We start from the raw sequence: 13,314 nt of genomic DNA, 5'->3' as shown, positions 1-13,314 counted from the left end.
CGTACCGAAGGGGAGGCGCCCAGCAGGCTTCCGCCCCGGCTCCGTCGGCCGGTCGAGGCTCCGGTTCCACGGGTCCGCACCCCTTGAAGCACCCCCTGAAACCGCGGTGAAGCCGCGCTGAAGCCCACCGCCCGCACGCTCTGCGGCATGACTTCTCACCAACGCCTCACCCCGACCGGACCGGCCATCGCCGCCACCGGGCTGCGCAAGTCGTACGGCGACAAGGTCGTGCTCGACGGCATCGACCTGAACGTCGACGAGGGAACGGTCTTCTCGCTGCTCGGCCCGAACGGCGCCGGCAAGACCACCGCGGTCCAGATCCTGTCCACGCTGATCACCGCCGACAGCGGCCGGCTGAGCGTCGCCGGGCACGACCTGGCCACGAACCCCCAGGCAGTACGCGCCGCGATCGGCGTGACCGGACAGTTCTCCGCGGTGGACAACATGATCACCGGCGAGGAGAACATGACCCTCATGGCGGACCTGCATCACCTGGGCCGCCGTGAGGGCCGGCGGCTCACCGCCGAGCTGCTCGAGCGGTTCGACCTGGTCGACGCGGCCAGGAAGCCGGCCTCCACCTACTCCGGCGGTATGCGCCGCCGGCTCGACATCGCGATGACCCTGGTCGGCGCCCCGAGCGTGATCTTCCTCGACGAGCCCACCACCGGACTCGACCCGCGCAGCCGCCACAACATGTGGGAGATCATCCGCGACCTCGTGGCCGGTGGCGTCACGGTCTTCCTCACGACGCAGTACCTGGAGGAGGCCGACCAGCTCGCGGACCGGATCGCGGTCCTCAACAAGGGACAGCTGGTCGCCCAGGGCACCCCGGACGAGCTCAAGCGTCTCGTCCCCGGCGGTCATGTCCGTCTGCGGTTCGGCGACGGGCTCGCCTTCGAAGCGGCCGCCCGTGCCTTCGGCGTGGCTCAGCGGGACGCGGAGGCGCTCACCCTGAGCGTCCCGAACGACGGCAGCGTACGCGGACTGCGGGCCGTCCTCGATGTGCTCGACGCCGCGTCGATCGAGGTCGACGAGCTGTCCGTGCACACCCCCGATCTCGACGACGTCTTCTTCGCGGTCACCGGCCGCCCCGACAACGAGAAGGTGCAGGCCCGATGAGCACAACGACCGCGCGCACGAAGACCGTTGGCACGACGACCACTCCCTCGTACCCGCTGCGCGACTCCATGACCATGCTGCGGCGCAATCTGCTGCACGCCAGGCGCTACCCCTCCATGACGATCGCCGTCGTGGGCATGCCGATCATCATCCTGCTCCTCTTCGTGTACGTCCTCGGCAGCGCGCTGAGCAACGGCCTCGGTGGTGGCGGCGACCGCGCCGACTACCTCGCCTACGTCGTGCCCGGAATCCTGCTGATGACCGTGGGCTCGGGGGCCCTGCCCACCGCGGTGGCCGTCTGCAGCGACATGTCCGAAGGCATCGTCGCCCGCTTCCGCACCATGGCGATCTCCCGCTCCTCCGTCCTGATCGGTCATGTGGTCGGCAGCGTGATCCAGACGCTGGTCAGCCTGGCCCTGGTGGTCGGTGTCGCCCTCGCCATCGGATTCCGGTCCGACGCGACGGCCGTCGAGTGGCTGGCCGCGGCCGGCGTCCTGGCGCTGGTCACCTTCGCGCTCACCTGGCTCGCGGTCGGCCTGGGCCTCGCCAGCCGGGCGCCCGAGGCCGCGAGCAACGCCACCCTGCCGCTGTCGTTCCTGCTGCCCTTCATCAGCAGCGCCTTCGTGCCGGTCGACTCGATGCCGTCCTGGATCCGCTGGTTCGCCGAGTACCAGCCGTACACCACCGTGATCGAGACCCTGCGTGGGCTGCTGAACGGCACGGAGATCGGCACCAACGGGCTGTACACCGTGGCCTGGTGCCTCGCCATCACCGTGGTCGGCCACCTCTGGTCGAAGCAGCTCTTCAACCGCGACCCGCAACGCTGACCCGAAACCCTCGCCGGACCGTCCCGCCGAGCCGAAACCTCAACTCCACTGCACGGAAAGGCACATCGTGAACGAGAACACCGTGAGCGCCGAGAACACCGTCCACCTGACGCCCGAGCTCGTCGAAGACCCCGTCCGCGGCTACGCGGACCTCCGCACCCGGGCCGAGCTCCCCCACGTGGTGCTCCCTGAGCTGCGGACCCCGGTCCGGCTCATCACTCGCTACGCCGACGTCAAGGCCGCCCTCACCGAGCCCCGGCTGATCCGGGACCGCTCCAAGTTCCCCGGCGGCACCGGGGGCTCCGACGCCCAGGACGAGATGATGGCAGCCGCGTTCGAGGCCTTCCCGGCCGAGTACGTGAAGTACATGACCGACCATCTGGCGCTGTTCGACGGCGAGGACCACGCACGGCGCCGGGCCCCGCTCACCCGGGCGTTCACCGCCAAGCGCATCGCAGCCCTCCGCTCGTTCGTGGAGCGGGCCGCGGGGGACCTGATCGGCGAGCTCGCCGCGAAGGACGAACCGGCCGACCTGCTGGGCGAGTTCGCCTACCCGCTCACCACCGTCGTCATCTGCGAGCTCGTCGGCGTCGAGGAGGAGGACCGGTCGCGGGTCTGCGAGTGGATCCGTGACTTCGCCTACGGGGACGGCAGCCGCATGGCCGAGGGGCTCATCGGCATCGTCGACCACGTCAGGGAACTCATCGCACGGCGCCGGGCGGAGCCCACGGACGACCTCATCTCCGCGCTGATCGAGGGCGGCCGGGAGGGAGAGGAGCCCTTCACGGAGGACGAGCTGGTCTCGGTGGTCTTCCTCCTGATCAACACCGGTATCACCCCGCCCGCCCTCTTCCTCGCCCACGCGGTCCTCGCCCTGTTCGACCACCCGGACCAGCTGGCCCGGCTGCGCACGGAGCCGGAGCTGCTGGGGCGGGCCGTCCCCGAACTGCTCCGCTGGGTCACCACCGTACGGATCGGCGCCTCGATGTACGCCACCGAGGACTTCGAGTTCGCCGGGACGCCGCTGAAGAAGGGCGAGACGGTGACGGTCGCCCTGCTCGCCGCGAACCACGACCCGCAGGAGTACGGCGACTCCCCGGAACGTCTCGACATCACCCGGGAGTTCGGCCGCGGCGACGGTCACCTCGCCTTCGGCCACGGCGCCCACTACTGCCTGGGCGCGGCCCTGGGCCGCCTGGTCACCTCGGTGGTCTTCGACCAGGTGCTCGTCCGGCGGCCGGGCACCGCGCTCGCCGTCGGCCGGGACGAGCTGGAGTTCGGGCACTGGCCGGCGGACGGCTTCCACCTGCTCCGGCTGCCGGTGCGGCTCCAGGCGTGACAGGACCTACCCGGACGGGATCTCAAGGGTGGCGCGCTCCGCCAGCGCCGCCAGTGCGGCGGCCCGCAGTCCGTCCTGGCCGAGGGCGGCGTACTCCGACACGGCGTCGGCGTACGCCGCCCCGTCGGCCTGTTCGGCCGCTTCCCTGGCCCGGGCGGAGGACATGGTCGGCTGGAAGCTCCGCAGGTGACGGAAGCGGTCCGCCAGGGCGATCAGCCGCGTCCCCGATCCCGTACGACCGCGATCGAGATCGGCCGTGCCGAGCGCGAGCAGAAGTGCACCGCACACCGGGAAGTCCACCAGGGCCGGCAGGCCGTCGTGGCGGGTCAGCAACGTCGTGAGCCGGTCCTGCAGGGCACCGGCGATCCCCTCGACGAGGCCGAGCCGGCCGTGGCGCGCATGAGCGGTCACGGCGACGGCCTGGACCTCCAGGATCCAGGGCTCCAGATTCAGCTCGGCGCCGAAGACCGGGTTCGTGCTGTGCTGCACCTGGTCGACGGCCCGGCGCCACAGCCGCAGGCCCGTCTCGGTCTCGCCCCGTGCGAGCGCGATCTCCGCGCGTGCCCCGAGGCCGGGCGTGAGGACGTCCGACGTCTCGCGCGCCTGGTTCAGCATCACCTGCTCCAGCCAGTGCTCCGCCTCGTCGAGCTCGCCGGTCTGCAGTCCGCCGAGCACGATTCCCCAGCGGATCCCGAGCGAGTCGGTCCACACCCCGAGCTTCTCGAGGACGTGCAGGGCCGACTTCAGGTGGGGCACCGCCTCACCTCCCCGCTCGGACTGCAGACACAGCTCGCCCATCCGGCAGGGCGCCATGATCTGCGCCCACGGGATCCGCCGGTCCTCGAAGACCGCGAGCATGCGGCGGGCCGCCGCCAGCGCGCGGTCCAGGTCGTGCTCGCTCTCCCAGACATAACTGGCCACGCAGTTGGCGACGCCGGCGAGCAGGGGCTCGTCGCTGTCGCACAGTGCGTCGAGCGCCGCATGGTCCGGGTCGTCCCGGCCCAGCAGCTCGGGTGCGGCGCCCAGCACGACGGAGAGGGCCCCGATCAGGGTGTCCGGCGACGCGGGAGGCAGCCGCCGCAGGGTGACGAGGGGTCGTACCGCCCCGGGGCCGACGCCCAGGAACAGATTGGCGGTGCACATGACCGCGGCGGTCCGGGTGACCTCGACGAGGTCGGGCCCGGGCCGGAAGTGGGAGAGCAGCGGGGCGGTGTCCTGGGTCAGCGGGACGAGACGGGAGTAGTTGGCCTCGGTGGTCCACAGGCTCCCGAGCACGGCGGTGGTCGCCGCGACCGTGGCGCCGTCCCCCCGGTCGAGGCCGAGGCGCAGCGCCTGGACGAGGTTGTCCTGCTCGGCCCTGATCCGCACCCAGGACGCGAAGGGTTCGGGACCGAAGGGCGCATCGTGGTGGGCCGTCCCGAAGTCGCGTGCCCACGCCATGAACCGCCCGGTCACATGGTCGTCCTCGCCGGCCTCCGCCCGGCGGGCCGTGCTGAACTCCCGTACGGTCTCCAGCATTCCGAAGCGCGTGCCGGAACCGGTGTCGGTGACCTTGAGCAGGGACTGGTCGACCAGGTTCTCCAGCACGTCCAGCACGTCCAGCACGTGCAGGGCGTCGGTGTCATCGCCGCTGCCGCCGAACGGCCTCCCGGTACCGAGCAGTTGCCGGGCCGCGTCCGCCGTGAAGCCGTTGGGGAAGACGGACAGCGCGCGCAGCGCCGCCTGCCCGGCCGGGTCCAGGAGGTTCCAGCTCCAGTCGACGACGGCGTGCAGGGTGCGGTGGCGCCGGGGTGCGTCGCGCGCTCCGCCCCGCAGCAGGGCGAACCGGTCCTCGAGCCTGCGGGCGATCTCGTCGACCGACATGACCCGTACGCGCGCCGCCGCCAGCTCGGTGGCGAGCGGCAGCCCGTCCAGATGCCGGCAGAGCTCGGCCACCGTCGCCCCGGGCAGCTCGACGCCGGGGCGCGCTGCCCGCGCCCGCTGTTCGAACAGCTCCACGGTCGTCGCCGGACTCAGCTCCGGCAGCAGGTGCACCGATTCGGAGGAGATGCCGAGCGGGGCCCGGCTGGTGGTGAGCACCCGCAGGTCGCGGGTCATCGACACCAGCGCCTGGACCAGCTCCGCCACACCGCCGATGACCTGCTCGCAGTTGTCGAGCACGAGGAGCGCGGGGCCGGGGCCGAGTGCGCCCACGATGCCGGTGAGCACATCGGCGGGGATCCCGAAGTGGCTCACGGGGGTGCGCATCGACTCGCCGACGCCGAGGGCCGAGGCGACCTCACCGAGCACATCGGTGTCACGCGTGACACCGGCGAGCGGGACCAGCTGCACCACCCGCTGCTCCGCCTCACGGCTCACCACATGCGCGAGCCGGGTCTTGCCCAGGCCGCCGGGACCGACGATCGAGGTGACCCGGGACGTGCGCAGCAGCTCCGCCACGGCGGCGATGTCGGCGTCGCGGCCGAGCAGCGGGTTGGGCTCGTGCGGCACCCCGCGGCGTACGGCAGGAGCCTCGCCCTGCAACAGCTCCTGATGCACGGCCCGCAGCGCGGGCCCCGGGTCGGTGCCGAGCTCGTCGCGCAGCGTACGGCGGTAGCTGTCGTACGTGGCCAGAGCGGCGGATGGCCCCGCGGTGGCGGCCTCGCAGCGCAACAGCTCGAGCAGCACCTCCTCGTCGCGCGGCAGTTCGCGCACCAGGCGGGTGAGCGGCTCGACCGCCTCGTCGCGGCGCCCGAGCCGGGCGAGGGCGAGGGCGCGAACGCGCATGAGCGACCGGCGCGTCGGGGCGCGCTCGGCACGCAGCGCGGAAACCGGGTCGTCGGATATGGAGCCGGGGTGGACCGCGCCGACGGCGCGGGATCCGGTGCTGCCGGCGACGCCACCGGTTCCGGCGCCGTCGGCGCCCCACAGTGCGAGCCCGGCCTCGGCGTGCGCGAGTGCCGCCGTGTGGTCCCCGGCCCGTGAGCGCTCCGCGCCCGCGGCGGCCCTGACGACGACGGCGGACGTGTCGACCTGGTCCTCGCCCAGCGCGAGGCGGTAGCCGGTCGGGGTGCTGGCGATCACGTCGGCGCCGAGGCGTGCTCGGGCACGCGAGACCAGGATCTGCAGCGCCTTGGTCGGGTTCTCCGGCTGTTCGTCCTCGTCCGGCCAGAGCCCGTCCACCAGCAGCGCGGTGCTGCAGCCTGTACGCAACTCGCCGGCGAGGAGGGCGAGAAGACCGCGGAGCCGGGGCGCGGTGATCTCCTCGTCGCGGTAGGCGACTCGCGGCAGCAGCGTCAACTCGGTGGTCACCACAGAAGGTTAGCCAGCGGTCCGCAACCGCACCGGTCATGACGGGATCATCGCGGGCGATGTACAGAATCCTTGACGTCATGTACGCGCGGCCTTACATTCCCCTTGTCGGCTTGTGTCAAGTTTGCTTTACAGGGGGATGGGTGTGACCTTCGAGGAGAAGCGTGCATGGATCATGGGGGTGGTCGCGACAGGCGCGTACGCGGCCTACGTCGCCGTCGTTCTGGGACGGGCCGAGCACACCCCTCTGGCCGAGGTGTCGTACGTGCCGGTGCTGCTGTGGACGGTCGGCGCCGCTGTCGCGGCCGCGATCGCACTCGAAGTCGTGGTCGCGATGGCCTCGCCCAAGGACGCCAACAGGAAGGACCAGCGGGACAGGGAGATCGCCCGGTTCGGTGAGTACACCGGCCAGGCGTTCGTCGTGATCGGCGGACTGGCGGCCCTCGGCATGTCGATGGCCGAGCTGAACCACTTCTGGATCGCCAACGCGATCTACCTGGCCTTCGTCCTGTCCGCGGTCCTCGGGTCCGGCGCCAGGATCGCCGCCTACCGGTGGGGCTTCCAGCCGTGGTGAAGCCGACCCGCGTCACGAACTCGATCCGGTCCCTCCGCTTCGCGCACGGAGAGATGACCCAGGCGGACCTGGCGGATCGCATCGGCGTGACCCGCCAGACCGTCATCGCCATCGAGAAGGGCCGCTACTCGCCTTCGCTCGAACTGGCCTTCCAGATCGCGCGCGTGTTCAGAGTTCCGCTCGACGAGGTGTTCCAGTACCCGGACGCCGAAGGGAGCGAGGGACCCGAAGGAAGCGCAGGAAACGAAGGACGCGGAGGAGAGGCACCATGAAGGCCATCGTGCACGACACCTACGGCTCCATCGACGTGCTGGAACTCAGGGACATCGAGAAGCCGTCGCCCGGCGAGGGCGATGTGCTCGTACGGGTGCGCGCAGCCGGCGTCGACGCGGGCGTCTGGCACCTCATGACCGGCCTGCCCTATCTCCTGCGCCTTGTCGGGTACGGGCTCCGCGCCCCCAAGGTCCGCGTCCGGGGCAGGGAGGTCGCGGGCCGCGTCGAGGCCGTCGGCGCCGGAGTGACCCGGTTCCGGCCGGGCGACGAGGTGTTCGGCTTCTGCGAAGGCTCCTTCGCCGAGTACGCGAGCGCCCCGGAGGACAGGTTCGTACCGAAGCCCGCGAACCTGACCCTCGAGCAGGCGGCGGCCGTCCCGATATCCGCGGTCACCGCACTCCAGGCCCTGCGCGACGCGGGGCAGGTGCGGGCAGGGCAGAAGGTTCTGGTCATCGGCGCGGCGGGCGGCGTGGGGACCTTCGCGGTGCAGCTGGCCAAGGCGTTCGGAGCGCACGTCACCGGCGTCTGCAGCACGACGAAGACGGGCCTGGTCCGCTCGATCGGCGCGGACGACGTCATCGACTACACCCGCGAGGACCCCACCGACGGGACGCGCCACTACGACCTCGTCGTCGACACCGCGGGCAACCGCCCGCTGTCCCGCCTCCGGCGCGCCCTCACCCCGCGGGGAACCCTGGTCATCGTCGGGAGTGAGGGCGGCGGACGGTGGTTCGGAGGCACGGACCGCGTCCTGCGGGCGCTGATGCTGTCACCGTTCGTGCGCCACCGGCTGCGTGGGCTGGTCTCGGTGGAGCGCCAGGAGGACCTTCGGACCCTGCGGGAACTCGTCGAGGCGGGCAAGGTCGCGCCGGTCATCGGCGCGACGTACTCGCTGGACGAGGTCCCCCAGGCCATTCGCCGCCTCCAGGAGGGCAACGCTCGCGGCAAGGTCGTCATCACGGTGTGATGTGGGCGCGAGCGCTGCCGGGGGTGTGTCAGGTGCCGGGCTTGCGGCCGTAGACGAAGACGTCGTCGCCGTTGCGCAGCAGGCTCCAGTACTTTGCGGCGTCGGTCTTGGTCATGTTCACGCATCCGTGCGACCCGGGCGGCGCCCAGACGCTGATGCCGACCGAGTGGAAGGCCTGGCCGCCGTCGAAGAACTGGCTGTAGGGCATCGGCACGTCGTACAGGCTGGAGACGTGGTCGATGTGCCGCCAGTAGATCTTCTTCGGCCCGGTGCGCGTCTCGTGCCCGTCGCGTCCGGTACGCACCGGGACCGGTCCGTACACGAGCTTCGTGCCGTCCTGGATCCAGCTCAGCTGGAGCGTCAGGTCGACGCAGGCGATACGGCCCTTGTTCGTCGGGCACTTGCCGGCCTTGTTCGGGGTCTTCCCGACGGCCTTCTGCTTGTTCATCAGATCCATGACGCCCCAGGTGAGGGGCCCCGCCAGCCCGGCGTTCGGGCTGATCGAGTGCTTCGTCTGGAATGCCTGTATCGCCTTGCAGTCGGCAGCCGACTGCCTTCCGTCCACCGGAAGACCGAGGAACTTCTCGACCTGCTTCTGGTAGGGCCCGGTCTGCGTCGTGCACGAGGTCGCGGCCTGAGCGGTCGTGGTCCCCATGACGAGCGTGAGCGGCGCCACGAGCGCGGCGATCCCCAGTGCGACGACTCCTCGTCGGCGTGTGTCCCCCACTGCTGTCGACTCCTCATGTCCTTCGTGCGTGGCGCACGTGGTGCGTGTTCCGCCTGGTAGACGGGCAAGGGTGCGGAGTAGTTGCACGCGGGAAGGGGACAGTTCCGTAACGGCCGCGATCACCTGCCGCGGAGGGAGTCGTTCACCGGCTTCTCCACGGTGACGACGAAGGCCGGACCGTCGAAACGGTCCGGCCCTCTCGCCCGGCGCGGTGGCCGGTGGCGTCGTCAGTGCTCGTAGGCCCCGGTGTCGTCCTGACGATCACCTGCCGCTGTCCTCGGCCAAGGTGTGCGCGACAAGGGCGTTGGCGTGGCCGTGGCCGAGTCCGTGCTCCGCCTTGAGCCAGGAGACGAGTTCCATGTGCCTGGTCAGCGGCGAGGAGCGGATGAGGTCCTTCCACTCCGCGACCGGGCGGCCGTATTTCTTCTCGATCGAAGGGAAGTAGCTCGCAGGGCCCTTCACGGGTTCGGTCATGTCCGAGTCCATCCATCGGTGTCGAGTGATCCTGGAGTGTTGCTTCGTCCGCCGCGGTGCCGGGGCGCCGCGGTGTTGCTGTCCGGAGGACCGGCGGCGAAGAGCAGAGTGATCGGTTCGCCGACGTGTCCTGAGTCACATCTGTTCGGGAGGCGTACGACCATGTGCGCTGCATCACTCTGGAGGCATCGAGCGGCGCGATGAATTCGGAGCGCCGCAGCCGTCTCCATTGCCGTACACCCGGAGTCCGAGTTCGCCCGACGCCTCACCGGCCTCGCCCGCCAGGCCGGCGCCAGCGACCCCGAGGCCCTGGGCGAACAGCTCGCCCTCCTCTGCGACGGCGCCGTCGCCCGCAGCACCGCGCTCGACAGCACCGGGACCGGCCCCTGCGCCCGATCCATCGCCGCTGTGCTGATCGACGCCGCCACGGCGTGAGCTGTGGGTGCTGCGTCTTCGCCCGGCCCGACGACGAAGGCCCCGACCGTGATCGGTCGGGGCCTTCGTCGATGTGGCTGTGGGCGCACTCACGCGCCTGTCTGGGAAGCAACGCGCGCCGGGGTGACACCTGGGCCGTTTCCTGTGGGCACAGGGCCGGTTCGCCTCAGCCGCTCGGGATCACCAGGATCAGACTCATGGCCAACAGCGCGAGCCCTGCCACGCCCATGACGCCTCCGGCGAGCCGGAAGAGCCATGGGCTCACATGATTGTTGTCCGCGAAGTTCAAGTCGCCCGACCGTTGGCCCTTCAACTCCAGAACCGCACGTCGACGTTGCAGCGTCGCGTCGACGGCTCCGCGCAGGTTGAACGCCCACCGTGCCCCGCCGTAGACCGCCGCGGCTCCCATGGCCGCGAGGCAGATCAGGAGCCCTGTCGGGCGGGAAGCGCCCGCGGATGCGACGGAGATCATGAACATGGCGCGCAGCATGTCAGAGCGCGAAGGGCATGTCATCAGGGGCCGACCGAGACGGAAACCGAGGCGGAAACCGAGACGGCGCACGACGAAGGCCCCGACCGTGATCGGTCGGGGCCTTCGTCGAATTACCCGGTGAGAGCAGTGGCGGAGGATACGAGATTCCCACGCGTCAGGGGTTGCCCCCCACACGCTTTCCGGCTGTCCGTCCGGCAGTACGGCGACGTTCGCCGCAGTACGCCGCGCAGGTAGGACGGAGCGCCCGTACGGCGCTGAACGGTGGGGGTCATCTGCGAACCGGGCATGCCCAGGACAATGCGCACCACCTGCCGGGGGATCACAGCAGACCGCCGCCGGGCGACACGGACGACGCAGTGCCCGCCGCCTGGCGAGAGACGCCAGGCCGGGGCGACGACACGTCAAACATTCAAGTGATCTCCCTACAACCACTTGGTTCGATCACATGTCTGACCCGGCGTGGCAGCCGTCTCGCCCTGCCGCGGGCACCGGCATGTCCCAGGGTTTTTCGACTCCGCCTTCCAGAGAACCGGAAAGGTCAGGCACGTGCACCATCGCATCTCCAGCCGTCGGCTCGCCGCCGCGGTCCTCGCCCTGTCCACGGTCACGGCCGTGACGGGGACGCTCCTCACCGTCCCGGCCATCGCCGCCGCACCCGCTGCCGTGGCCGGGGCCACCGCCGTCGCCGAAGAGGTGAAGCTGCCCGTCGACGCCGAGGTCGTCAGCACTGGCGACACCGGCTACCTCACCTCCCGTAAAGACGACTTCGGCAACACGGTCCTGGAGTGGCGGTCGTACGCCGACGGCTCGGTCCTGCCGATCAACAGCGGCACCATGGGCCATGGCAGCAACTCCGACATCGTCGTCACGAGCGACGGCGCGAGCACGGTCTTCCTGCGGGACATGGAGGCGGGTTCCACCTGGTCCAAGGTCTTCGACCTCGCGTACGAGTTCAAGCCCGGGGCGAAGCTGGTCGGGGTGGTCGGCGCAAACCTGTTCGTGAGCGTGCCCACCACAGGGGACTACCAGGAGCTGTACCAGCTCGCCGACGTCAACGGGCACTCGCAGAAGACCAAACTCTCGTTCAACTCCTACAACACCGGCTACAAGGTGGTCGCCTCCGCCGGCAACAACCTGCTCGTCCTGGGCACCTCCCGGGTGTTCTCGGGGCCGACCTTCCGGACCGAGTACTGGAAGGCGCACACGAACGTCAACTACGGCACGGTCATCGACATGCAGGGCCGGGAGAGCATCGCCGCGTGGAATCCGAGCGCGACGGGGGCCCTCGCCGCCGGGTACGAGGCGTGGATCGAGCACCCGTCCGGGGGCAACGCGATCGTCGTGGACGCGGGCGCCACCGGGAAGCGGTTCGACCTGGGCGCCGCCATGGGCGGCGTGGTCGTCGTGGGCATCGTCGGTGACGTGCTGCTCTACGGGGTCCCGGGCACGGCCGCCGGGGACCCGGTGAGCCCGCTGTACGCGCAGGATCTCGTCACCGCAGGTGCCGAGCCGTACAAGCTCCTGGAGCACTTCTCCAGCGCGGCCCACGCGCCGGACGGCAGCCTGATGGTGCGCGGCGCTGCGGCCGACGCCGACGGGCTGTTCCGGGTCGCCAACGGGGTCGGCGGCGCTCGCCCGGAGGTCACGCTCGTGGCGGACACCGGCCAGATCCTGGACCTGACGGTGACCGGGTCGACGGTCCCCACCGCGGTGAACCTGGAGAAGGGCGGCACCACGGTCCCGATGCAGTGGACCCTGTCCCGGGTGGACGCCACCGTGGACGTCACGCTCACGCACGTGGCCACCGGCAAGAAGCTCACCAAGCGCCTGCCGCAGCCCGCCTCCGGCAGCCGCTTCACCTTCACGTGGGACGGCGTGCTGGACGGCATCAGCGCCCCCAACGGCGCCTACAGCTGGGGCATCACCGCGACCCCGACCGACGGCGCAGGCGGCCCGGCCACCGCCTCGGGGAGCTTCCAGGTCTCGCGCCAGGCCAACCCGCACGACTTCAACGACAACGGTTCGACGGACGTCCTGGCCCGGGACGCCGCGGGTGTGCTGTGGCGGGACGACCTCTTCGACGGGCCCGTGAACGGCCAGTACAAGTCCGCCCGCCGGACGAAGATCGGCCCGGGATGGCAGACGTACAAGCAGATCGAGGCCGTCGGCAACATCGGCGGTGCCGCCCACGGCGACCTGGTCGGGCTCGACGGCTCCGGCGTCCTGTGGCTCTACCTCGGCAAGGGCGACGGCACCTTCACCGCCCGGCAGCAGATCGGCGGTGGCTGGCAGGTCTACGACAAGCTCACCGGCGGATCCGACCTCGACGGCGACGGCAGGTCCGACCTGGTGGCCACGGACAACTCCGGCGTCCTGTGGTTCTACAAGGGCACCGGCAGCACCTCCAAGCCGTTCGCGGTGCGGAAGAAGATCGGACTGAGCGGCTGGCAGGCGTACAACCAGATCACCGCCGTGGGCAATGTGGCCGGCAGTGCCGCCGGCGACCTGGTCGCCCGGGACAGGACCGGCGTGCTGTGGCTCTACCAGGGGCGCGGCGACGGCACGTTCGCCACCCGGGTCAGAATCGGCAGCGGCTGGCAGGTCTTCTCCCAGCTCGTCGGCGCCGGGGACGTCACCAACGACGGCCGCCCCGACCTCGTCGCGTACGGGGCGGGCGGCACGTACGTCTACGGTTCGACGGGCTCGACGACGTCGGTGTTCACCCGGCAGACGACGACGCTGTACGCGGGTGAGGGATCCAAGTTCAACTCGGTTTCCTGACCGGAACGTACAAT

General features: G+C 70.7%; 11 protein-coding genes. 7 read left to right on the top strand and 4 right to left on the bottom strand.

What is annotated here, in order from left to right; translation table 11 throughout:
* Window positions 1-147: 147 nt before the first annotated feature.
* From ACWCP0_RS25175 to ACWCP0_RS25165, 3 genes are all read left to right on the top strand, one after another.
* Window positions 148-1,119 carry an ATP-binding cassette domain-containing protein gene (locus ACWCP0_RS25175; RefSeq protein WP_451081050.1) on the top strand — a complete coding sequence of 324 codons (972 nt, stop codon included), beginning with the start codon at window positions 148-150 and terminating at the stop codon, window positions 1,117-1,119.
* Window positions 1,116-1,946, top strand: a complete 831-nt coding sequence (locus tag ACWCP0_RS25170; RefSeq protein ID WP_451081049.1) for an ABC transporter permease — start codon at window positions 1,116-1,118, stop codon at window positions 1,944-1,946. The genes ACWCP0_RS25175 and ACWCP0_RS25170 overlap by 4 nt, the downstream gene beginning before the upstream one ends.
* 67 nt (window positions 1,947-2,013) lie before the next feature.
* On the top strand, window positions 2,014-3,285 hold the full coding sequence (locus ACWCP0_RS25165; RefSeq protein ID WP_451081048.1) for a cytochrome P450: 1,272 nt from the start codon (window positions 2,014-2,016) through the stop codon (window positions 3,283-3,285).
* 6 nt (window positions 3,286-3,291) lie between these two features.
* Here the strand turns inward: ACWCP0_RS25165 and ACWCP0_RS25160 are convergent, their stop codons facing one another.
* A complete protein-coding gene (locus ACWCP0_RS25160; protein ID WP_451081047.1) occupies window positions 3,292-6,576 on the bottom strand; it encodes an ATP-binding protein in 3,285 nt (1,094 codons plus the stop codon).
* Window positions 6,577-6,721: 145 nt separating this feature from the next.
* Here ACWCP0_RS25160 and ACWCP0_RS25155 point away from each other — a divergent pair, with 145 nt between their 5' ends.
* From ACWCP0_RS25155 to ACWCP0_RS25145, 3 genes are read left to right on the top strand one after another with little or no spacing between them, the layout of a single operon-like run.
* Window positions 6,722-7,150, top strand: coding sequence for a hypothetical protein (locus ACWCP0_RS25155; protein WP_451081046.1), 429 nt, complete (start codon window positions 6,722-6,724; stop codon window positions 7,148-7,150).
* Window positions 7,129-7,422, top strand: a complete 294-nt coding sequence (locus ACWCP0_RS25150; protein WP_451081045.1) for a helix-turn-helix transcriptional regulator — start codon at window positions 7,129-7,131, stop codon at window positions 7,420-7,422. The genes ACWCP0_RS25155 and ACWCP0_RS25150 overlap by 22 nt, the downstream gene beginning before the upstream one ends.
* Complete coding sequence (locus ACWCP0_RS25145) at window positions 7,419-8,390, top strand: NAD(P)-dependent alcohol dehydrogenase (RefSeq protein ID WP_451081044.1); 972 nt, start codon at window positions 7,419-7,421, stop codon at window positions 8,388-8,390. The genes ACWCP0_RS25150 and ACWCP0_RS25145 overlap by 4 nt, the downstream gene beginning before the upstream one ends.
* Before the next feature lie 28 nt (window positions 8,391-8,418).
* Here the strand turns inward: ACWCP0_RS25145 and ACWCP0_RS25140 are convergent, their stop codons facing one another.
* The 3 genes from ACWCP0_RS25140 to ACWCP0_RS25130 form a co-directional block, all read right to left on the bottom strand.
* Complete coding sequence (locus ACWCP0_RS25140) at window positions 8,419-9,117, bottom strand: L,D-transpeptidase (RefSeq protein ID WP_451081043.1); 699 nt, start codon at window positions 9,115-9,117, stop codon at window positions 8,419-8,421.
* Window positions 9,118-9,378: 261 nt separating this feature from the next.
* Window positions 9,379-9,591 (bottom strand): DUF4287 domain-containing protein, encoded by a 213-nt coding sequence (locus ACWCP0_RS25135; RefSeq protein ID WP_451081042.1) that lies wholly within the window; start codon window positions 9,589-9,591, stop codon window positions 9,379-9,381.
* A gap of 601 nt (window positions 9,592-10,192) precedes the next feature.
* The gene (locus ACWCP0_RS25130) at window positions 10,193-10,504 is read right to left on the bottom strand and encodes a hypothetical protein (protein ID WP_451081041.1); all 312 of its coding nucleotides are present in this window, start codon (window positions 10,502-10,504) and stop codon (window positions 10,193-10,195) included.
* Window positions 10,505-11,065: 561 nt separating this feature from the next.
* Here ACWCP0_RS25130 and ACWCP0_RS25125 point away from each other — a divergent pair.
* Window positions 11,066-13,300, top strand: coding sequence for an FG-GAP repeat domain-containing protein (locus ACWCP0_RS25125; protein WP_451081040.1), 2,235 nt, complete (start codon window positions 11,066-11,068; stop codon window positions 13,298-13,300).
* Window positions 13,301-13,314: the final 14 nt, after the last annotated feature.

The organism is Streptomyces sp. NPDC001970 (genome assembly GCF_053594115.1).
Note: the sequence above shows the minus strand (reverse complement) of the source record. Positions and strands in the feature narration are given on the sequence as shown.